Origin of the sequence: Vibrio gazogenes (assembly GCF_002196515.1) — a bacterium.
Taxonomy (GTDB): Bacteria; Pseudomonadota; Gammaproteobacteria; order Enterobacterales; family Vibrionaceae; genus Vibrio; species Vibrio gazogenes_A.
Genome location: NZ_CP018835.1, coordinates 2,403,598 through 2,424,942 on the forward strand (window position 1 = coordinate 2,403,598; position 21,345 = coordinate 2,424,942).

The window sequence follows — 21,345 nt, forward strand, 5'->3', positions numbered from 1 at the left end:
TTAGTAAACCATAGAACACCCTATTATGTGAATAATTAGTTTAAAAAAATGGCAAATTATTCATGTTGATCCGCATTTTTTGCTCTTTATTGCATATTTCAATAAATTGGGCCTCAGTTATTGCAGAGCAACGTTGCTTGATTGTGGTGCATCAAGGACGGGTAAGAGAGGTTTTTGGGGCATTAATGGTTCTATCTCTGATTGACTTTAATCGAGCATCAACATCCGTATACTTGACATGACAGCTATGAATTGGACAAATTTATGTTACGCACACGTTCTATATGTATGGTTAAAAATGCTTTTTCATCATAAGTTAGAGTATAACTATGTTTTTTATTTAAATAAGTTTCAATTTTATTCACTGTATTCCAAGATAAACTTAATCGTTGGTCGATGTCGTCATATAAAGAGACCTGTTCATGGTCAACTAGGTTCTTATTAGAAAGACGTTGAGCGAAAGACTTTAAATGTGTCAGCAGGCGCTGATAGTTGATATCTTGAACATTCCAATTAATATTTAAATCATATTTTATAATACTTAATATATCTTTCACTATTTCAGTCTTTTGTATAACATTTTTCATGTTATTTTCACCAGCAGCATTGACAAGATGAAGCGCAATAAAAGCGGCTTCATCTGTTGGGATGTCAAGTTCTAATGTCTTGTTGATCAATGCTAAAGCTTTTTCTCCGACTGAATATGCTAAAGGGTAGAATTGCTTAATTTCCCAATAAAACTGATTGCGGATAGTCATCCCTTTTTTGTAACGTAAAACAGCAAAGTTAATATGGTCACAGAGAGATAAAAATAATGTATCTTGGAGCTCGATCTGTAAATCCTCACGTGCCATTTTGATCACTTGATCAGTCAGAGTAAGGTAGATGGGAGGCATCTCAGACAGAATATCAGCAAAAAAATCATGAATGCCACCCTGAGATTTGAAAAAATGGCTTTCAATATCAGATTCTTGGATGATGTCGCCTTTCTTTTTGTTCCATCCGATACCACGACCTAATGCAACGGACTCACTACCATTATCTGTCACGACAAATACTGCATTATTATTTAAAACTCGGTCAATTTTCATCATCTCACCTAAAAAATCTAACAATAATCATATGTTAATATGATTATTGTTGATTTTAATTACCTGATATTCATTAAAGTTTACTGTTGACTATATTGTCAAGATGTATGAGGTGTTAAAGTTGATGTGTCGGGTTCTTGAATTGTGGCAACGTTAGTAATTACAAACGGTGTTACAACTTGGTAACCCGCACTGATAATCGAATCCTTATCAAATTCAATTAACAATTGTCCTTCTACGACGCGATCACCTTCTTTGACATGCATCGTAAAATATTTGCCTTGTAACTGTATGGTATCAATGCCGACATGAATCAAGATTTCTGCGCCAGTATCTGAAAGTAATCCAATGGCATGGCCGCTATCGTAGGTATGAGCAATGATTCCATCGGTTGGTGCGTACACGAGCCCTTCTGCCGGTATGATTGCAATACCATCACCGACGGCGCCGGAGGAAAATACTTTATCATCAACACTCTCCAGTGCAATAACCTCACCTTTAATCGGAAGACTCATCATTTTATCGGCAACAAGCAGTTTGTCTCCGACAACTTTCGGTAACTCATTTGGCGTAAGATTAGTCGGTGCAGATACCTCGGGTTGCTCTTTAGCTGTCGCTGTATTCTGGAAGCCAACAATCAAAGTCAGTATAAAACTGACCACAAAAGCGATGAGACAGCCTAAAATAAATCCAGTGAAGCCCGGGCCGTAAAAAATAGGTACGGTTAGTAAGCTGGTCATTCCCATAGAAATCGCAGAACTTTGAGCATAGCCGACGATGGCGCCACCACAACCTGCTGCAATGACTGCACATATGAATGGTTTTTTCAGCTTCAGTGTCACACCATAAACACCGGGTTCGGTAATACCAAATAATGAAGTAATAAATGCAGCCCCGGCTAAGGCTTTCATTTTTTCATCTTTAGTACGTACCATAACGGCTAATAAGGCACCTGATTGTGAAAATACAGCCGGTCCGGTCGCGGCTTTCAGATAACTTCGACCAAGAATCGATAAATCGTTGATGAAAAGCGTAACAAAGCCCCAATGAATGCCAAAAATAACAAAGATTTGCCAGAATGCTGCGAATAGTGCGCCTGCGATGATTGGGTTGAATTTATATATACCAACAAAGACCTCAGCGACAGCTGTACTGACAGTTACACTGACAGGACCAATACACATTAAAGTCAGTGGTACCATGATTGTCACTAACAAAAATGGTGTCACTATATTGCGAATACTATCGTGGAATAAATCTTTTAAGTTTTTCTCTAAATAGCTGGTTACCCAGATACAAAGGATAATTGGAAGCACTGAACCTGTATATTTCATTAAAATAACAGGGATACCAAAAAACGCCACATCTTGACCGCTTTCATAAAGAGCTTGAATCGTTGGATAAATCATCGCTCCTGCAATAGAGACAGAGACAAAAGTATTGGCACCAAATTTTCTTGAGGAGGTGATTGCTAATAGGATTGGTAAGAAATAAAAAATACTGTCAGATGCAGCGGAGAGTATAACATATTCATTTTGTGTATGAGATAGTAGGCCCAGTGCCGTTAGAATCGAAAGGACCCCTTTCAGTACACCTGATGCTGCCATCGCACCTAATAATGGTGTAAAAATAGATGAAACAACATCGACAAGCTTTTCTAGTATGTTTCCTTTGTTTTCTGGTGCATCATTATGTGTATTTGATTTTTTATTTTCGCTCAAAACTGATGAAATAGAACCAAATTCCATGTAGACATCTGAAACTCGATTACCAATAACAACTTGAATTTGTCCAGCAGAGTTAATCGCTGTGATAACGCCATCTAGTTCATTAAGTGCATTCATGTTTACTTTATTTATATCTAAAATTTTAAAACGTAAACGTGTCGCGCAATGAACTAACGAAGCTACATTATTTTCACCACCAACTTCTTGCAAAATGTTGGAGGCTAGCTCTTTAGTGTTCATAAGAATTCCTCTTAATAATAAGGTACTGAACAAATCGATATATTAAAGTCATAAATCTATGAGAGGATTGTGTGGCTACAAATAAGATTTAGTAGAGTTGCAACATTCAATCCCATAATTAGAAAGTTTAAATTTGTCTTGTCATATATGCCCTAGATGTTAGGGCATATATTAAACTGTGTATATTTACGGTATAAGATATTTACAAACATTCACCATTACTTGAGATGACTTTTTTATACCAATAGAAACTGTCTTTGCGTCTACGAATTAAAGTTCCATTTCCTTGATCATCACGATCAACATGAATAAAACCATAACGTTTTTCCATCTGAGCTGTACCAGCACTCACCAGATCAATAGGCCCCCAGCTGGTATAACCTAGCATCTTAACGCCATCTTTTATCGCTTCTTTCATTTGAGCAATATGTTGGCGTAAATATTCAATACGATAGTCGTCATGGATACTACCATCTTCTTCAACGACATCTCGTGCACCAAATCCATTCTCTACAATGAAAAGTGGTTTTTGATAACGATCATACAACTCATTCAGTAAGTAACGTAAACCTTCTGGATCAATTTGCCAGCCCCATTCGGATGCTTTTAAGTGCGGGTTAGGAATGAGTCGGATAATATTACCTCGAGACCCCTCATATTTTTCAGGTTCCCAAGTCGAGCAGCCACTCATGTAATAACTGAAAGAAACAAAGTCAACAGTATTCATTAAATCTGCATAATCACTTTCAGTGATATCGAGATGAATATTATTTTCACTGAAATATCGTTGTATCCATGCCGGATAATCACCACGAATCTGAACATCACCGAAGAATAACCATTCTCGGTTTTTCTTTTGCATTTCTAACATATCTTTAGGGTGACAGGTCATCGGGTAACGTAAGGCTCCCAGTAGCATATTGCCAATCGAGGCATCAGGAATGATCTCATGACAAGCTTTTACTGCTCGGGCACTTGCGACTAACTGATGATGAATTGCCTGATAAATTTGTTGTTCATCAGGGCTACCTTCAAGTCCAACACCTGTGAAAGGAGAATGAAGAGACATATTAATTTCATTAAAAGTCAGCCAGTATTTGACTTGATTTTTATAGCGCTTAAATACTGTTACAGCATATTTTTCAAAATGATCGATGGTTGCTCGGTTAATCCATCCACCTAATTTTTTTACCAGACCATATGGCATTTCATAATGAGATAATGTAATTAAAGGCTGGATATTGTATTTAGCCATCTCGGCAAATAATTGCTCATAAAATGCTAACCCGGCTTCACAGGGCTCAGCTTCATCCCCATTGGGATATATTCTTGACCACGCAATTGATGTCCGTAATACCTTGAAACCCATTTCGGCGAAAAGTTTGATATCTTCCGGGTACTGATGATAAAAATCGATCGCAATATCTTTAATGCACTCTACGTTAGAATCTTCTCTGTGAGTGATCGCTCCATGAATGCCATTTAATTGCATATCTGAAGTTGATACACCTTTTCCGCCAACATTCCATGCGCCTTCTACCTGATTTGCAGCAACTGCTCCGCCCCATAAAAAATCTTCTGGAAAGCCTTTCATCTTTATCTCCCGATTCATCATCCGGTTTTCATTTCCGGAATCCAAAAAAAAACCTGAGATAAACGCAGTATTTAACTACGTTTATCTCAGGTTTCGCCCAAAAAAAGGTAACGCCCTTTTATTTTCAGAGACCATAAACAAATCAATAGAACAAAAAAACTAGCATAGTGTAATTATGTGATGATTATCACATGGAATAATTGATAGTTTGATCGTTATAACATATTAGCGACACTGATTGCTTATAGGGTTATACCCAAGTAACCTCAAGATGCAGGATTCAGAGTGCCTTCAATCGGCGTCATTCAAGGAAAGTGCCTATGATTTTGAACGGTGAATGCTACATAAAGTGTGTCGAGCGTACCAATAATCGTTTACTGACATCTATCGGGTTGAAACGCTATCAGTTCGTTGAGAATCAGCGTGTTATTTAATCAGCTAAATTTTGTATTCACTGTCTTGGCTATTTTTACTCTTACTGGCTTAATTTAACGGCAATACGCTTTGAGTCAGCATTTCTAAACATATGTTTACATTCGTCATATGTCGGAAAGGCTCGCCATAGAATATTTACTGCGAGCCTTGCGTTTAAAATTTAGAAGTAGGTTTCTGTGAACTCAGCGAGTGAGCTTCTTTCTACTTCATCAAAGATGAGAATAGAGCCTTTTTCATAGTTTTTATAAACATTGACCGCTGCGGATAAACCACTGGATGCGGCACTCACAAATTTATCGTCAATCTGACTTAGATTGCCAAGTAATATTGTTCTACAATTTTTGCCGCCTCTGCTCAGCATCCCTTTGACTTGTGCACGCGTCATATTCTGTGCTTCATCAATGATTAACACCGCATCGTCCAGCGAACGACCTCTGAAGTAAGCCATACTTGTAAATTCAATGTTGGCCCGCTCGATAATGTGCTCGACCGTTTGATGAACATTACAATCCTCACCTTCGCCGGAATGCATGGATATAAGAGCATCTGTGATACCGACCATGAGCGGGAGCGATTTCTCTTTTAAGTCACCGGGTAAAAATCCCGGATCGTCATCCATAAAATCCCGGCTTCTGACCACGACAATTTTCTTATATTGCTTTGTTTCGATCACTTGATGTAATGCGGCTGCGACCGCTAAGAATGTTTTCCCTGACCCCGCAGGACCCAGCATGATATTCAAGTCATAATTGGGGTCGGTTAACTGATTTAATGCAATTGCTTGTCTTTGATTTTTAGGACTAATTCCCCAGACTTTTCCGTGTTTTTTCGGTAACAGCTTTGTAATGACATGTGTCGGGGTGACTTGTGTCACAACCCCAATATGCTGTTCATCATCAAACCAGTACATATTTTTTTGAACGTCTTCATTAAATAAATGGCGATCGAATTGATAACAGTCACCGGATAGTTTGAAATCTTTATCCGTCTCTATCCGATTAAATAAATCGCCTTCAAAATATTGTACGCCGGAATAAAGTAAGTCGATGTCTGTAATTTGATTATCAATCGGCACATCTTCAGAGAATACGCCAATCGTTCGGGCTTTCAGTCGCATATTGATATCGCGGCTGACCAACGACACATCTCTGCCGAGCTTTTTCTGCAGTTGGAATGCAAAATTAATGATGTGGTTATCGGCATCACTGCCAATCCCGTGACGAAGGGATTCTTCGACTTCAATATTGGTATCTACAGCAATGAATAATTTGCCTCTTTGACCGACTTCACTCGATGGTAGGTCAATACCTGCTTGTAACTCTTCTGCATTATGACCATTGACTAAATCTTCGAGCATTCGTATACAGACGCGAGCATCGGCACTGACTGATTTTTCTCTGCGTTCTTTTAGATTGTCCAACTCTTCGAGTACAGTTAAACAAATATAAACATCATCTTGATATGCGAGTAAACTTTTCGGGTCGTGGACTAACGCTGAAGTATCTAAAACTCGGGGAGTGTTGGTTCTTGATATCATAATCTGTTTCCTACATAGAATGGAAAGACCGATGTTTCTGTCATCATGATTTATCTCATGACGTTATCGCTGCTGTGAGAGAGCAGGCACTGCGTTGAGAATATCTGTATCGCTCGAATGTGCTGTCCTTTTTGACACCGATAGTTTCCGGTCTGGTACTGAGAGTCCAAAGCACGGATTGTGACGCGAGTATCCCTTGTGATATCTGGTTTATCGTCTTGAATTCGGTTGGGAGGGGGAGAAATTGAGGCGACATCATATTGCTGGAAGGAATCAATCGCCAGCGATTGAGGGGGGCGGGTCTTGGTATCCAAGGCCAAGACAAATGGTTTCCGGTCGGTATCGTCCATAAGCGTCTCCTTGCCGTTAAGCGGCGACTGAGAAGAGATAGCTTGTCAGCACCTGTCAGAGTCATACTATGTTGGGTTTGTATGTCTCTCGACGTACTGCAAACCTTTTAACAAACCAGTGCAACAAACGCAGTCACTGAAACTGGGTTGTTGCTTACTACGCTATTTGTTGTGGGCATCATGCCAACTGAATGACCCGATTCATGCACTTCCATTGTGCTGCCCAAGTTTCAAATTCTGCTATATACCGAATGATGTAAGTATAGCAATCAATCTGTTTACAAATGACATCATTTTTTTACATTTTTATGTCATCCCGTAGCGGAGTGGATTTCACGTGACCTGTATCACAGCATCAAGTAAGATGAGCCCCCATTTTCTGCACCTTGTTGGAATCACGGTCATAATGATACGGGTTAGTAAAGGGCAGATTTTTTAGTGATACTTTGATCAAAATGAGGTGGTTGATTCATGGCTTTTGCGTTGGGGCAGCGTTGGATAAGTGATACCGAAAGCGATTTAGGATTAGGAACTGTAGTGGCATTAGATGACAGAACTGTCACATTAATGTTTGCTGCATCAGAAGAGAATCGGGTTTATGCACGCCATGATGCACCGGTCACCCGAGTTATTTTTCATGCCGGTGATACCGTCGATAGCCAAGAAGGATGGACGTTACTGATTGAACAGGTGAGTGAAGACAATGAGGTGCTCACTTATATCGGTACCCGTCAGGATACGCAGGAAACTCAGGTTGAATTGCGAGAAATATTTTTAAGCCACCAAATTCGATTTAATAAACCTCAGGATAAACTGTTTGCCGGTCAGATCGATCGGATGGACAATTTCGCATTGCGCTACCGCGCATTAGTCAATCAGCATCAGCAGCATAAAAGCCCAATGCGCGGACTTTGTGGTGGCCGTGTTGGTTTGATTGCCCACCAACTTTACATTGCTCATGAAGTCGGGCGACGCCATGCGCCTCGCGTTCTGCTGGCTGATGAAGTCGGATTGGGGAAAACGATTGAAGCGGGAATGATCATCCACCAACAAGTATTGGCGGGCAGAGCAGAAAGAATTTTGATCGTTGTCCCTGAAACTCTTCAATATCAGTGGCTGGTCGAAATGATGCGTCGTTTCAACCTGCACTTTTCTATTTTTGATGAAGAACGCTGTATCGAGTCACAGAGTGAGGCTGAAAATCCGTTTGAAACTCAGCAGTATGTGCTCTGTTCTCTTGATTTTCTCCGGCAATATCCGCAGCGTTTTGAACAAGCCAAAGCAGCCAGTTGGGATCTGATGGTCGTTGATGAAGCGCACCATCTGGCGTGGGAGGTTGATCAGCCTAGCCCCGAATATCTGATTGTTGAAGCGCTGGCGCAACAGATTTCCGGCGTTCTGTTATTGACGGCAACGCCTGAACAGCTGGGCCGGGAAAGCCACTTTGCCCGATTACGCTTATTAGACCCCGACCGCTTTTATGACTTTGATGCATTTATTAAAGAAGAAGCGTCTTATGAACCCGTTGCTGAGGCAGTGTCTGCACTGGCTGAAGACCGGGCGTTATCCAATGCATCGAAAAATCATATTGTCGAGCTGCTTTCTGAGCAGGATGTCGAACCGCTGTTCCGGATCATTGACGGCAATACCAGCAGTGAAGAAAAAGTCAGTGCGAGAGATGAGTTAATTGGTAACTTGATGGACCGTCATGGGACCGGACGAGTACTGTTTCGTAATACGCGCGCTTCCATTCAGGGATTTCCACAGCGTTGTGTCAATCTGATTCCACTGGCGCAACCATTGGAATATCTAGATTTTATTGAGCAATATATTGCTTCACTTGATGCAGCCCACAGTCTGAAAATCGAAAGCGGTATGTACCCTGAACGTGCCTATCATGCTCAGGCGCATAGCTCGCAGGTGTGGTGGATGTTTGATCCGCGGATCAACTGGCTGCTCGATAAAGTGAAGTCGAAGCGTAGTGATAAAATTTTGGTGATTGCCGCCGAAGCGGAGACCGCACTTCAGATTGAACAGGCATTGCGCGAACGCGAAGGCATTCGGGCGACGGTTTTTCATGAAGGTATGTCGATTATTGAACGTGATAAAGCCGCTGCTTATTTTGCTCAGGATGAAGGTGGTGCGCAGGTACTGGTTTGCAGTGAGATTGGTTCTGAAGGACGAAACTTTCAGTTTGCCAGTCAGTTGGTTATGTTTGATTTGCCGATGAATCCGGATCTGTTAGAGCAGCGTATCGGACGTCTGGATCGGATTGGTCAAAAACAGGATGTTGAGATCCACGTGCCTTATTTACAGGGCTCGTCACAAGAAGTTATCGCCCGTTGGTATCATGAAGGCTTGAATGCTTTCGCGGAAACTTGCCCGACGGGGAATACTGTATTTGAATCCTTCGCTGAACGTTTGATGGCGCAATTATCGTCATCAGATCCGCACCAGTTGGATTCGTTGATCAGCGATGCCCGTAAGATAAATCACGACTTGAAAGCCGCACTGGAACACGGGCGAGATCGGTTACTGGAAATGCATTCTCATGGCGGTGAAAAAGCGGAACAGATTGTTCGTGACATTGCAGCAACGGATGGTGATACCGAATTGGTCGCTTTTGCGTTGAACCTGTTCGATACCATTGGGCTGAATCAGGATGATCGCGGTGAGCACTCGCTGATAGTGACCCCTTCTGAGCACATGATGGTACCAAGTTATCCTGGGTTACCTTATGAAGGTGCGACGATTACCTTTGAACGGGAAACCGCACTCTCGCGGGAAGATATCCACTTTATGACGTGGGAGCATCCGATGATTCAGGGAGGGATTGATCTCCTCCTGAGTGAGGGGGTCGGAACGTCAGCCGTTTCTTTGTTGAAGAATAAAGCACTGCCGGTCGGGACGATTTTACTCGAGTTAGTCTATGTCGTGGATGCTCAGGCACCTAAAAGCAGCGGTATCGGCCGCTTCTTACCTAAAACACCAATTCGTCTGATGCTGGATGCGCAGGGCAATGACCTGTCATCTCAGGTAGCATTCGAAGGATTCAATCGCCAACTGAGTCCGGTTAACCGTCATTTAGCAAACAAGCTGGTGACCTCCGTTCAGCAAGAGGTTCATCAACTGATTCAGCGCAGTGAAGCGGTGATCCAGTCGAAGGTGGAGAGCATTCGACACACGGCTCAAGAGGAAATGGTCTCGGCCTTGAATCGCGAGCTCGAACGTTTACAGGCGCTGAAAGCAGTCAATCCGAATATTCGGGAAGAAGAAATTGAGATTCTGGGTAATCAGATTTCAGTATTGTCTGTGTTGATTCAGCAAGCGCAGTATCAGTTGGATTCACTACGTTTGATTGTGGTTTCACATCAATGATTGTGGTTTGATATCAGTCAGTCGTATTCATCACCATACAAGCACAAAAAAGCCATCAGTAATGATGGCTTTTTTGATACGCAGAAGTACTGAACCGAGCGTATTGACCGTTTACATGAACCATTTCCACCAGAGGAAGAGTGCAAGGAAGCCAAATAGATAAATCAGCCCGGTGATCGACAATAATTTCATTTTAGGCCCCAGAGTCAGCGATTCCGGCAATGGTGTTCTGGTGACCAGAATATAGTTGAGCAGGGCAAACACGGGCGTCGTAACGAATGCCATAATCATGGCGAAATTCAGCATCGGCAGTAAGGCCGATTTAGCAAAAGCAAGAATACTCAGCGCAGCTACCGAAACGATGAGCATCCAGGGCGAGAGATAACGATGTTTTTTTGTCTCCGTTTTCTCATTGGTTGGTTGCTGTGTTAACAGACGTTGTGACTCAGCTATCACGCGCGAATAGCCATCGATAACGGTAATCGTACTGCCAAAAATACAGAAGAAAGCGATGACCGCAATCAGGTAACGGGCCCATTCACCAATGGTTGATGCGTATAAGTTGACTAACTGGTGGGTAAATCCAATCCCTGATTTCGACAATTCGGTGCCTGTGCCATGGATCAGTAATGCACCGAGCGCCAGAAAGATAATGGCCAGAATCGCAGTCCCGATATAGCCGACATTAAAGTCGAACAGCGCTGATTTCGGTGTGACATTCTGTTGGGCACACTGATTTTTCAGCCAAATTGAGGTCAGGCTCGAAATCTCAATCGGGGCCGGCATCCATCCCATGGTCACAACCAGAAAGCCGATTGCCGCAAGTGTCCAGGGCGATGGATCAGGTGCGCTGGGCACGGTTGCAACGGGATGTCCAATTGCAATAACGACGGCTGATAGCGTGGCAATTGTGAGCACTGCCATGATCACTTTCGCCAGTGAATCGAGCGCTTTATAGTGGCCGGCAAATAAAATGATCAAACAGGTGGTAACGACCATGATCGATAAAGTCAGGCTGGATAATTCAAACGGCATGAAATATCCCAGCAGGCTGGCACTAAAGAGCGTCAGCGCTGCCGTATTGATCACCGCCGAAATGATACTCAGCAGCATGAAAATCCACAGATAAGGTTTGCCGAGTTGTGCATAACCGTGCACCAGACATTCCCCTGTCCCCATTGTGTATTGAATTCCTGCCCGGAAAAAAGGGTATTTAAAAAAGTTCACGAGCAAGATTAAGGCTGCCAGTTGCCAGCCATAGATTGCCCCGGCTTTCGTTGATGCCACGAGATGCGATCCACCGACGGCTGCGGCAGCCATCATAATTCCGGGACCGAGTGATTTGATCACTCTGGACAATGAAAACCCCTGTGGAGAGGGATAAGCGGCAGCATTTTCCATTCTTGTTCCTTAGTTTAAAGCAAATAGTTTGAAGCAATTGTTTGCAGCGATGTTGTGTCGTTTTTATTTTGTGTGTTTGCGCTATCGTTGGTGACGACAGGTTGAACATGCACGCTATGTTTTCCATGCGTGTTTTTGTTATTTTGTCAATAAAGCACATGAATATCACATTTGTAGTAGGTGTCAATTTATATAGACATAAATGTTAAGAAATGAGGACAAATCACCCGGTGGTACGATCTCTTGGCGACAATTTTCTTATGTTGAATTGACATGTGACGCCAGATTAACCGCACTGCATCTTGCGTGGATTTCGGTATATAATGCAGCGCGTTTTTCCCTAGAGATGCTGATATGGCAATGACATCGTACACGCCTCCGACCACACCGTGGACGGAGATTATTTATCAGGACGAGCATATTTTGGCGGTTAATAAACCGTCTGGCTTGCTTTCTGTACCCGGCAAAGATCCGCAACACTATGACAGCATGTGGTCTCGGTTGGTGGCGGACTATCCGGAAATTCAGGTCGTTCACCGTTTGGATATGGCGACGTCCGGACTGATGCTGTTTGCCAAGAATAAACACGTAGAAAGTGCATTGAAAAAACAGTTTCAGTATCGATTAACGCATAAGGTCTACTATGCACGAGTGTGGGGCAATGTTGCCCAGGATGAAGGTGAAGTTGATTTACCATTGATTTGTGACTGGCCGAATCGCCCCCGCCAGAAAGTTTGTTTTGAAACCGGTAAGCCGTCCCGGACTTTGTTTCAGGTGGTTGCCAGAGAAGCGTTGACAACGGTTGTCCGTCTTTTCCCGGTGACGGGGCGTTCCCACCAGTTGCGGGTTCACATGCTGGCAATTGGTCATCCGATTGTGGGGGATGAGTTTTATGCGCCAGAAGAAGCTAAAGCGTTTGCCACGCGACTCCATTTACATGCCGCAGAACTGAGTTTCTATCATCCCAAAAATCATTGGTTAAGACGTATATTCGTGCCGTGTGAGTTTTATCCGCCAGCGGAAGAGATTATCTTCGAACATTTTGACCCCGAGAGAAAACTGCCGGATTATAAGAAGCTGCCGAGGCCATAGTCAGGTTGCCAACCTAGATTCGGGTTTCTAACCCAGATAAGGAGAAAAGGATGTCATTACCGCGAGTCGTATTTGTTGATCGAGCCACAATCCCCGCCCATATTCATGTGCCTGAGCTTCCTTTTGAACATCAGTGGGTGAGTTATGATGAAACATCACCATCGCAGTTACTGGAAAGAGTTCGCGATGCAGACATGATTATTACCAATAAAGTGGTGCTCAACGCGGATTCATTGTCTCAACTTCCTAAATTACGCCTGATTGCGGTTGCGGCAACCGGCGTGAACAATGTCGATATCGATTATTGTCGGGCGCATGACATTGCGGTCACAAATGTGCAGGGCTATGCGACACGTTCAGTGCCCGAACATGTGATTGGGATGATCTTCGCACTCCGTCGTCATTTGATGGCCTACCATCAAGATATTGGCCGGGGAGAGTGGCAACAGCATGGTCAGTTCTGCTTTTTCACGCATCCAATCGGTGATGTGGCCGGTAGTACTATCGGGATTATCGGTCATGGTGCACTGGGACAAGCAACCGCTGAACTGGCCCGGGCTGTCGGGATGCAGGTTATCTTTGCTGAGCGTAAAGGGGCATCCGTTTGCCGAGAAGGATTTTTGCCGTTTGAAACGGTGTTACGTCAGGCTGATGTGGTTTCATTACATTGCCCTTTAACCGAAGAGACTCACCATTTGCTTGGTGCGGATGAGTTATCGATGATGAAAGCCAACGCGATTCTGATCAATACCGGAAGAGGGGGGCTTGTGGATGAAGCCGCACTGGTTGATGCATTGACATCTGGCACCATTGCTGCTGCCGGTGTCGATGTATTTACGCAGGAGCCTGCCGATGAACGCAATCCACTGGTTGCCAGTATGGATTTACCCAACCTGTTATTGACGCCTCATATAGCTTGGGGCAGTGATTCTGCGATTCAGCAACTGGTTCAGCGACTCGTCGACAATATTACGGTATTTCATCAAGGGAAAAAACAGAACCGAATTGTTTAGTCAATGATGAATATCATCACGTTAAATAAGTAAATGGGGATATCTGAGCGCTATTTTTTGGCAAGACATCTCACATTTATGAGCTTGTCGTTTAGACGCGTGCAGGCTATTCGTATTGTTGATAATATTGCCAGCTTATATGATTTAGCCAAATTATTACGTTGGTGATTTGGTGCTCTATTGAATGTAACGTCAGGATTGACTCATGAACGAAAATAATACTGTGAATCCTCTCCGTTTTAATGGACGGACTGGGGAGTTTTTTGGCATTTGGATTGTGAATATTTTGCTCTCCGTTGTGACTTTGGGAATTTATTCGGCTTGGGCCAAAGTAAGAACCAAACGTTATTTCTATGGCAATACCTATCTCGCTCAGGATAACTTTGAATATCACGGGACACCGAAACAAATCCTCAAAGGGCGCGCTGTTGCCATGCTGTGTTTATTAATTTGGGTGATGTTGAGTTCTGTCTCTGAAGTGGCGTCTGCTGTCTTATTAATTTTGTTTTATTTGGTATTGCCTTGGATGATGTGGAGTAATGTCCGCTTTGATTCGGCAATGACCAGTTACCGAAATACACACTTTGCTTTTGCAGGCACACTGAAACAAGCTTATATCACTTTTATGGGGCGTGGTGTGGTTGCCATTCTCGGATTTATTCTGGGGATTGCTGGTATCGTCGTTATCACACGGATGGTCAATAGTGTGTTGTTGACTGTCGTGATGGCAATTGCTTTTGTTGCATTGTGTGCATTTATTCAAGCATGGGTGATGACAGGAGTATGGCGCTATTTTATGAATGGCTACCGATATGGTAATGCTGAATTTTCAGCGGTTCTTACCAGTAAAAAGCTATTTTTCATTAATTTAGGTGCGATTGGTATTTTTATCGGTGGCGCGTTGATGATGTTGGTGCTTGGCAGCATTTTCTTTTATTCAATGGTGATGAATATCATCATGGATATCGACAGCTTAATGTATTCGATGAATGACACTATGCTTGGTGGGATAATCATTGGCTATCTCTTATTCATTATAATTGGGATGATTTCCGCTGCTTATATGAGTGTCCGAATTCGAAATTACGTTTATTCTCAAACGATTGTTTCATTGGATAACCAGTCACTTAAGCTCAATTCTAGCTTCTCAGTATTGAAGTATGTGGGGTTATTACTGACAAATATGTTGGGGTTAATTTTCACCTTAGGGTTAGCACATCCTTGGGTGAAAGTGCGTATGGCGAATTATGCTGCTGAGCAGACACAAGTGATCGGTGATTTAGATATACTCGAAGCTGTGGATCAAGATTCTGATGTGCGTTCTGCTCTGGGAGATGAGCTGGTGCAAGCGTTTGATATCAATTTAGGAATTGGATAATGCGAGCCGAAGGGGCGGCTTATCCGCCCCGTTTATCACAGCGGTGTTCTGCGGATATTGAAATCTCCGGAGAGCAGATCGCATTGCGTTGTGATAACGAGTTGGTTAGTCAGACTTCGCTTGAGCTGTTAACACTCAGTGACAGTGTTGGTAATCTCCCCGTACGCATCACTTTTCCCGATGGGTGGGTGTTTGTCCCTGAGCAAAATAAAGATATCGACAGTTTGCTGCAAAAGAAGGGCAAGAAATCACTCAGAATCCGCCAGGTTGAATCTAACCTATGGTTGATTTTAGTGAGTATTGTTTTCTGTATCGCGATGCTGTTTACCGGTTATCGGTATGGAATTCCATGGGTGAGTCACTACGCGGCTCGAATGTTGCCTGAGCGTGTCCCTGTTTTTGTCGGAGAAAAAATCCTCGATCAACTGGGTGAACAGTTTACAACAAGCCAGATTCCGCTCAAGCAGCAACAAGCTATCAGAAAGCGGGTTGCTTTATTCCAAAAGCAACTCCCAGCAATGCCTTTCCCTGTACAGATTGAGTTTCGCGACAGTGAGATCGCCAATGCATTCGCGTTGCCCGGTGGCAAAATCGTACTCCTTGATCCTTTGGTTGAACTTGCTCAGAGCGATCAGCAACTCGATGGGGTGATTTTGCATGAGATGGGGCACGTTTATCATCGTCACATGATGACGCGACTGGTTGAATCGAGTTTGACAGCGGTCGTCGTGGCTTCGCTGACAGGGGATACATCAGGTGTTGTGCATCAGATGATTGGTGCTGGTGTTTTTGTGATGAATACGGGGTTGTCGCGTGATATGGAACGTCAGGCCGATCTGTTTGCTAAACAGGCAATGTTGAAGATTTATCATACCAGTGAGCCAATGGCTGAGATGTTTGAATTACTTCGGCAGCAGCAAATGCAACATATGCCGGACTGGCTGAGTTCACATCCTAATTTCTCAGAACGGATTGAATCGATGCGTCAGCCATAGGAAAACACACCGGTGGATTTGATAACAATCGATGATTCAAGAAAAACAGCGGCATTTGCCGCTGTTTTTGTCTTTGGTGTCTTGGCGATTACAGGGCTGCAATCGTCGTTTTCTGTTCTTCCAGTTTCACCAATGCTTCTTGATAGCCGGCGAGTTTTTCTCGTTCTTTAGCCACCACCGCTTCAGGTGCTTTGGCGACAAACCCTTCGTTCCCGAGCTTGCCTTCAATCCGTTTGATTTCACCCTGCGTTCTGGCAATCTCTTTCGCGAGGCGATCCAGCTCCGCAACTTTATCAATCAAGCCAGCCATTGGAATCATCAGTTCAGATTTACCTACAAGTGCTGTTGCACATGCCGGTGTTTCTTCACCTGCGTTTAAGATGCGTACATCTGCCAGTTTTGCCAGAGAAGTTAACACTTGTTGGTTTGCTGCCAGACGAGCAGCATCGTTGTCATCAGCAGCTTTGAGCATGACAGACAATGGTTTACCTGGATTAATATCGTATTCGGCACGCAGATTACGAATGCTGGTAATAAAAGATTTCACCCATTCAATGTCATCAAGCGCTTTCTGGTGGAAGTTTGCTTCATCATATTGTGGCAGCGCCTGCAACATGATTGTCTCCCCTTCAATACCAGCAACCAGCGGTTTGATGCTCTTCCAGATCGTTTCAGTAATATAAGGAATGACAGGATGAGCCAGGCGCAATGTTTTCTCCAGTACGGTAATCAAGGTACGGCGAGTTGCGCGTTGCTGATTTTCAGTGCCTTTCCACAAAATTGGTTTGGTCAGTTCCAGATACCAGTCACAGAATTGGTTCCAAATAAACTCGTACAGGGTATTGGCTGCCATATCAAGGCGGAAGTTGTCGATATGGAGATTAAAGTTCTTGGCTGCCAGTTCAAACTGAGATTCGATCCACTGATCAGCCAGTGAGTATTCAAGCTGGGCATCCGCTGTGAATCCGCAATCCTGATCTTCAGTATTCATCAACACATAGCGGCTGGCATTCCAGAGTTTGTTACAGAAGTTCCGGTAACCTTCCAGACGCTTCATGTCCCAGTTAATATCTCGTCCGGTTGATGCCATTGCGGCCAGTGTGAAACGCAGCGCATCGGTACCATAAGCTTCGATACCATTTTCGAAAGTTTTGCGCGTATTCTTTTCGATTTTAGCCGCCAGTTGAGGCTGCATCATATTGCCGGTTCGCTTGGTAACCAGCGTTTCGAGGTCAATGCCGTCGATCATATCGATAGGATCCAAAACATTCCCTTTGGACTTCGACATTTTATCGCCGTTTTCATCCCGAATCAGTCCAGTAACATAGACTGTTTTAAACGGTACTTGTGGTTTGCCGTTTTCGTCTTTAATGAAGTGCATCGTCATCATGATCATCCGGGCAACCCAGAAGAAAATAATATCGAAGCCTGTGACCAGTACATCTGTCGGGTGATACATTTTGAGTTCAGGCGTTTGTTCCGGCCATCCTAGCGTACCGAAGGTCCACAGCGCAGAAGAGAACCATGTATCCAGTACGTCTTCATCTTGATGGAGTTCAACGTCCGCAGCAATATCATGTTTACGACGCACTTCTTCTTCATGACGGCCAACGTAAACATTGCCCTGATTGTCATACCAAGCCGGAATACGGTGGCCCCACCAGAGCTGGCGTGAAATACACCAGTCTTGAATGTCACGCATCCAAGAGAAGTACATGTTTTCATACTGTTTGGGGACAAACTGAATTTCACCGTCTTCAACCGCTTTGGTTGCGACACCAGCCAGTGGTGCTGTACGAACATACCACTGATCGGTCAGCATCGGTTCAATCACCACACCACCGCGATCACCATACGGAATCGTCAAGTCATGATCTTTGATTGCTTCGAGCAAACCGAGTGATTCAAATTCAGCAACGATGAGTTTCCGGGCTGCAAACCGCTCGACGCCTTGATATTTTTCCGGCAACTCAGACGGATAATCTTCGCTGGCTTCTCCTTTGCTGGTAAAGACTTCAGCGTCTTGACGGATATTGGCATCGAAAGTAAAAATGTTGATCATCGGCAGGTTGTGACGCTTGCCGACTTCATAGTCATTGAAGTCATGGGCAGGGGTGATTTTTACACAGCCCGTTCCTTTTTCCATATCGGCATGTTCATCACCGACAATCGGAATCCGACGATTAACGATCGGCAGCATGATATGCTTACCAATCAGATCTTGATAACGCGGATCTTCGGGGTTGACGGCAACCCCTGTATCGCCCAACATGGTTTCAGGGCGTGTTGTTGCAACGACAATATAGTCTTTACCATCTGCTGTTTTCGCGCCATCGGCTAATGGATAGCGGAAGTGCCACATATGGCCTTTTTTATCTTTGTTTTCAACTTCGAGATCAGAGATGGCCGTATGCAGTTTCGGATCCCAGTTGACCAGACGTTTACCCCGATAGATTAAGTCTTCTTCATACAATCGGATAAAGACTTCTTGAACGGCAGCATAAAAGCCGTTGTCCATGGTAAAACGTTCACGATCCCAATCGACAGAGGCACCTAAGCGACGTAACTGTTGTGTAATGGTTCCACCAGATTCGCCTTTCCATTCCCAGATTTTGTCAATAAAGGCATCCCGACCGTAATCGTGTTTGGTTTTACCTTCTTCTGCAGCGATTTTGCGCTCGACAACCATCTGTGTTGCAATCCCAGCATGGTCGGTGCCGACTTGCCAGAGTGTATTGTTCCCTTTCATACGCTGGCAACGGGTCAGGGTATCCATGATGGTATCTTGGAAGGCATGACCCATATGCAGGCTACCTGTGACGTTCGGCGGCGGAATCATAATGCTATAGGATGCTTTTGATGTGTCACCGCTAGGCTTGAAATAGCCTTGCTTTTCCCAAGTCTGATAGAGAGCTTGTTCAATTGATGTCGGGTTATATGTCTTTTCCATAGTACTCTTCGATGGATACTGTCTGAATTAATCGGGATTAAACGTTATGACTAAGGTCTCTGTGTGCAGAAAACCTGAGCGATAATGTTTGCCATCATGGGTAAGCGATTTCAATTGTTTGGAGCTTATACCCGTTTTGGCGGTAGATTTTATACCGTTCTCTGGCCAGATGTCTGGCATTTTTTTCGCAAGGAACGAAGTCTATCACCTCTGTAAAGCGATCCGCAAAGGTTGTGTTATTTTCTGCCATATTTATGACGATTTGCCGATTCCAGGACGGAGAAACCAGCGGATAACCGATTTCAACGGGCGTGCCATTTCTCGGACCTTCTCCGACGAGATTATGGGCCAGAAACGTCTCAGCAGGAACTTGCCAGAAAAGCTCGGCAAACAATTCTGCTTCATCTCGGTGACGGCAGTTCAGATAAATTTTTGCCCCTTGATTGGCAAAATATTGGGCGAGAAAGAGCACATATTCCCGAAACCCTTCAGGCTGTGCCTGACGGCTATCAGGTGAGACTAGATAAAATGTGGCTGTTTTCATTGGCATGTCGGACAAACATCAAAAATAAAGAGGGTCGGTGTGACCCTCTTCTGTTCAGTAACCATTAAGTTACTCTTCGTTCTCGATCAGTCCACTACGATTGAGTAAGAACTGAACCAGCAGAGGGACAGGGCGTCCTGTTGAACCTTTCAGTGCACCGCTGCGCCAAGCTGTACCCGCAATATCAATATGGGCCCAGTTATATTTTTTGGCAAACTTAGACAAGAAGCATCCAGCGGTAATGGCACCGCCCGGACGGCCACCAATATTTGCCATATCTGCAAACGGACTCTTTAACTGCTCTTGATATTCATCGGTAATCGGTAAGCGCCATGCCCGGTCACTGGACTGCTCTGATGCATTGATCAACTCATGTGCCAGCGGATTGTGATTAGACATCACTCCACTCAGATGGTGACCCAAGGCAATCACACAGGCGCCGGTCAGTGTCGCAACATCGACTACGCAATCGGGCTCAAAGCGTTCCGCGTAGGTCAGAACGTCACAGAGCACCAAGCGTCCTTCTGCATCCGTATTCAATACTTCAACCGTTTGTCCGGACATGGTTGTCAGAATATCTCCGGGGCGGTATGCGTTACTACCCGGCATGTTCTCACAACCTGCGAGAATGCCGGTCACGTTCAGTGGCAGATTCAATGCGGCAATCGCTTTCATTGTACCGAAAACTGAGGCTGCACCACACATGTCATATTTCATTTCATCCATGGCTTCACCGGGCTTCAATGAAATGCCGCCAGAGTCAAAAGTCAGCCCTTTACCAATCAGGACGACAGGTTTGCTTTCTGGATCAGGATGTCCCTTGTATTCGATCACCGACATCATCGATTCATTTTTAGAACCGCGCCCGACAGCAAGGTAGGATGTCATGCCGAGCTTTTCCATCTCTTCTTCACCGATGATTTTGGTGGTGACACTGGTGTAATCATCAGCGAGGCGACGAGCCTGAGAAGCCAGATAAGCTGGATTGGCTATATTCGGTGGCATGTTGCCAAGATCTTTACAGGCATGTATTCCGGAAGATATCGCTAATCCATGATTGATCGCTTTCTCTCCGAGATTGAGTTCCCGCCGGGTCGGCACATTGAATACCAGTTTGCGCAATGGGCGACGTGTTTCAGGTTTGATACTTTTAAACTGGTCAAATGTATACAGATTATTTTTGGTAGCCTCGACCGCCTGACGAACCTTCCAGTATGTATCCCGACTTTTGACATGCAGTTCGGTTAAGAAACATACGGCTTCCATTGAGCCTGTTTCATTTAGGGTACTAATCGTCTTCTGGATAATTTCCTTGTACTGACGTTCTCCTAATTCTCTCTCTTTCCCACAGCCAACAAGCAATACACGTTCGGAAAGCACTCCCGGAACTTGATGCAGCAGAAGCATCTGTCCCGGTTTTCCTTCCAGATCACCGCGTCGTAGCAACGAACTGATATAGCCATCGCTGATTTTATCAAGCTGTTCAGCAACTGGAGAAAGTCGGCGTGGTTCAAATACTCCGACAACAATACATGCGCTGCGTTGCTTCTCCGGACTGCCGCTTTTTACACTAAACTCCATGCGTACTCCTACATCGTGAAGACAAATAGAACTAAATCG

General features: G+C 44.2%; 14 protein-coding genes. 5 read left to right on the forward strand and 9 right to left on the reverse strand.

What is annotated here, in order from left to right; all coding sequences use genetic code 11:
- Window positions 1-245: 245 nt before the first annotated feature.
- The 5 genes from licT to BSQ33_RS10985 form a co-directional block, all read right to left on the reverse strand.
- Entirely contained in the window at window positions 246-1,094 is an 849-nt protein-coding gene (licT, locus tag BSQ33_RS10965) for a BglG family transcription antiterminator LicT (RefSeq protein WP_198298097.1), read from the reverse strand.
- A 95-nt stretch (window positions 1,095-1,189) separates the two neighbouring features.
- Window positions 1,190-3,058 (reverse strand): beta-glucoside-specific PTS transporter subunit IIABC, encoded by a 1,869-nt coding sequence (locus BSQ33_RS10970; protein ID WP_088134099.1) that lies wholly within the window; start codon window positions 3,056-3,058, stop codon window positions 1,190-1,192.
- A 202-nt stretch (window positions 3,059-3,260) separates the two neighbouring features.
- Window positions 3,261-4,652 (reverse strand): glycoside hydrolase family 1 protein, encoded by a 1,392-nt coding sequence (locus BSQ33_RS10975; protein ID WP_088134578.1) that lies wholly within the window; start codon window positions 4,650-4,652, stop codon window positions 3,261-3,263.
- A gap of 595 nt (window positions 4,653-5,247) precedes the next feature.
- On the reverse strand, window positions 5,248-6,624 hold the full coding sequence (locus BSQ33_RS10980) for a PhoH family protein (protein WP_021020233.1): 1,377 nt from the start codon (window positions 6,622-6,624) through the stop codon (window positions 5,248-5,250).
- Window positions 6,625-6,674: 50 nt separating this feature from the next.
- On the reverse strand, window positions 6,675-6,974 hold the full coding sequence (locus tag BSQ33_RS10985; protein ID WP_021020234.1) for a hypothetical protein: 300 nt from the start codon (window positions 6,972-6,974) through the stop codon (window positions 6,675-6,677).
- Window positions 6,975-7,445: 471 nt separating this feature from the next.
- On the opposite strand from BSQ33_RS10985, the gene rapA reads away from it, so the two are divergent.
- On the forward strand, window positions 7,446-10,352 hold the full coding sequence (rapA, locus tag BSQ33_RS10990; RefSeq protein ID WP_088134100.1) for an RNA polymerase-associated protein RapA: 2,907 nt from the start codon (window positions 7,446-7,448) through the stop codon (window positions 10,350-10,352).
- A 111-nt stretch (window positions 10,353-10,463) separates the two neighbouring features.
- Here the strand turns inward: rapA and BSQ33_RS10995 are convergent, their stop codons facing one another.
- The gene (locus BSQ33_RS10995) at window positions 10,464-11,753 is read right to left on the reverse strand and encodes an NRAMP family divalent metal transporter (protein WP_021020236.1); all 1,290 of its coding nucleotides are present in this window, start codon (window positions 11,751-11,753) and stop codon (window positions 10,464-10,466) included.
- Between the two features lie 354 nt (window positions 11,754-12,107).
- Between BSQ33_RS10995 and rluA the strand changes: the two genes are divergently transcribed.
- From rluA to BSQ33_RS11015, 4 genes are all read left to right on the forward strand, one after another.
- Window positions 12,108-12,845 carry a bifunctional tRNA pseudouridine(32) synthase/23S rRNA pseudouridine(746) synthase RluA gene (rluA, locus tag BSQ33_RS11000; protein WP_021020237.1) on the forward strand — a complete coding sequence of 246 codons (738 nt, stop codon included), beginning with the start codon at window positions 12,108-12,110 and terminating at the stop codon, window positions 12,843-12,845.
- A 50-nt stretch (window positions 12,846-12,895) separates the two neighbouring features.
- The gene (locus tag BSQ33_RS11005) at window positions 12,896-13,858 is read left to right on the forward strand and encodes a D-2-hydroxyacid dehydrogenase (protein WP_088134101.1); all 963 of its coding nucleotides are present in this window, start codon (window positions 12,896-12,898) and stop codon (window positions 13,856-13,858) included.
- A 205-nt stretch (window positions 13,859-14,063) separates the two neighbouring features.
- On the forward strand, window positions 14,064-15,236 hold the full coding sequence (locus BSQ33_RS11010) for a YjgN family protein (protein WP_021020239.1): 1,173 nt from the start codon (window positions 14,064-14,066) through the stop codon (window positions 15,234-15,236).
- Complete coding sequence (locus BSQ33_RS11015; RefSeq protein WP_088134102.1) at window positions 15,236-16,231, forward strand: M48 family metallopeptidase; 996 nt, start codon at window positions 15,236-15,238, stop codon at window positions 16,229-16,231. The genes BSQ33_RS11010 and BSQ33_RS11015 overlap by 1 nt, the downstream gene beginning before the upstream one ends.
- An 88-nt stretch (window positions 16,232-16,319) precedes the next feature.
- On the opposite strand, the gene BSQ33_RS11020 is transcribed toward BSQ33_RS11015, so the two are convergent.
- The 3 genes from BSQ33_RS11020 to pepA all read right to left on the reverse strand — a co-directional run bounded on the left by BSQ33_RS11020 (window position 16,320) and on the right by pepA (window position 21,306).
- Window positions 16,320-19,181: a valine--tRNA ligase gene (locus BSQ33_RS11020; RefSeq protein ID WP_088134103.1), complete on the reverse strand. Its 2,862-nt coding sequence runs from the start codon at window positions 19,179-19,181 to the stop codon at window positions 16,320-16,322.
- 94 nt (window positions 19,182-19,275) lie between these two features.
- The gene (locus tag BSQ33_RS11025; RefSeq protein WP_027694178.1) at window positions 19,276-19,725 is read right to left on the reverse strand and encodes a DNA polymerase III subunit chi; all 450 of its coding nucleotides are present in this window, start codon (window positions 19,723-19,725) and stop codon (window positions 19,276-19,278) included.
- 69 nt (window positions 19,726-19,794) lie between these two features.
- On the reverse strand, window positions 19,795-21,306 hold the full coding sequence (gene pepA, locus BSQ33_RS11030) for a leucyl aminopeptidase (RefSeq protein WP_021020243.1): 1,512 nt from the start codon (window positions 21,304-21,306) through the stop codon (window positions 19,795-19,797).
- Window positions 21,307-21,345: the final 39 nt, after the last annotated feature.

Bases quoted from the DNA above. Each gene is read 5' to 3' on its own strand.
- licT (WP_198298097.1), bottom strand. From the start codon at position 1,094: ATGATGAAAATTGACCGAGTTTTAAATAATAATGCAGTATTTGTCGTG.
- BSQ33_RS10970 (WP_088134099.1), bottom strand. From the start codon at position 3,058: ATGAACACTAAAGAGCTAGCCTCCAACATTTTGCAAGAAGTTGGTGGT.
- BSQ33_RS10975 (WP_088134578.1), bottom strand. From the start codon at position 4,652: ATGAAAGGCTTTCCAGAAGATTTTTTATGGGGCGGAGCAGTTGCTGCA.
- BSQ33_RS10980 (WP_021020233.1), bottom strand. From the start codon at position 6,624: ATGATATCAAGAACCAACACTCCCCGAGTTTTAGATACTTCAGCGTTA.
- BSQ33_RS10985 (WP_021020234.1), bottom strand. From the start codon at position 6,974: ATGGACGATACCGACCGGAAACCATTTGTCTTGGCCTTGGATACCAAG.
- rapA (WP_088134100.1), top strand. From the start codon at position 7,446: ATGGCTTTTGCGTTGGGGCAGCGTTGGATAAGTGATACCGAAAGCGAT.
- BSQ33_RS10995 (WP_021020236.1), bottom strand. From the start codon at position 11,753: ATGGAAAATGCTGCCGCTTATCCCTCTCCACAGGGGTTTTCATTGTCC.
- rluA (WP_021020237.1), top strand. From the start codon at position 12,108: ATGGCAATGACATCGTACACGCCTCCGACCACACCGTGGACGGAGATT.
- BSQ33_RS11005 (WP_088134101.1), top strand. From the start codon at position 12,896: ATGTCATTACCGCGAGTCGTATTTGTTGATCGAGCCACAATCCCCGCC.
- BSQ33_RS11010 (WP_021020239.1), top strand. From the start codon at position 14,064: ATGAACGAAAATAATACTGTGAATCCTCTCCGTTTTAATGGACGGACT.
- BSQ33_RS11015 (WP_088134102.1), top strand. From the start codon at position 15,236: ATGCGAGCCGAAGGGGCGGCTTATCCGCCCCGTTTATCACAGCGGTGT.
- BSQ33_RS11020 (WP_088134103.1), bottom strand. From the start codon at position 19,181: ATGGAAAAGACATATAACCCGACATCAATTGAACAAGCTCTCTATCAG.
- BSQ33_RS11025 (WP_027694178.1), bottom strand. From the start codon at position 19,725: ATGAAAACAGCCACATTTTATCTAGTCTCACCTGATAGCCGTCAGGCA.
- pepA (WP_021020243.1), bottom strand. From the start codon at position 21,306: ATGGAGTTTAGTGTAAAAAGCGGCAGTCCGGAGAAGCAACGCAGCGCA.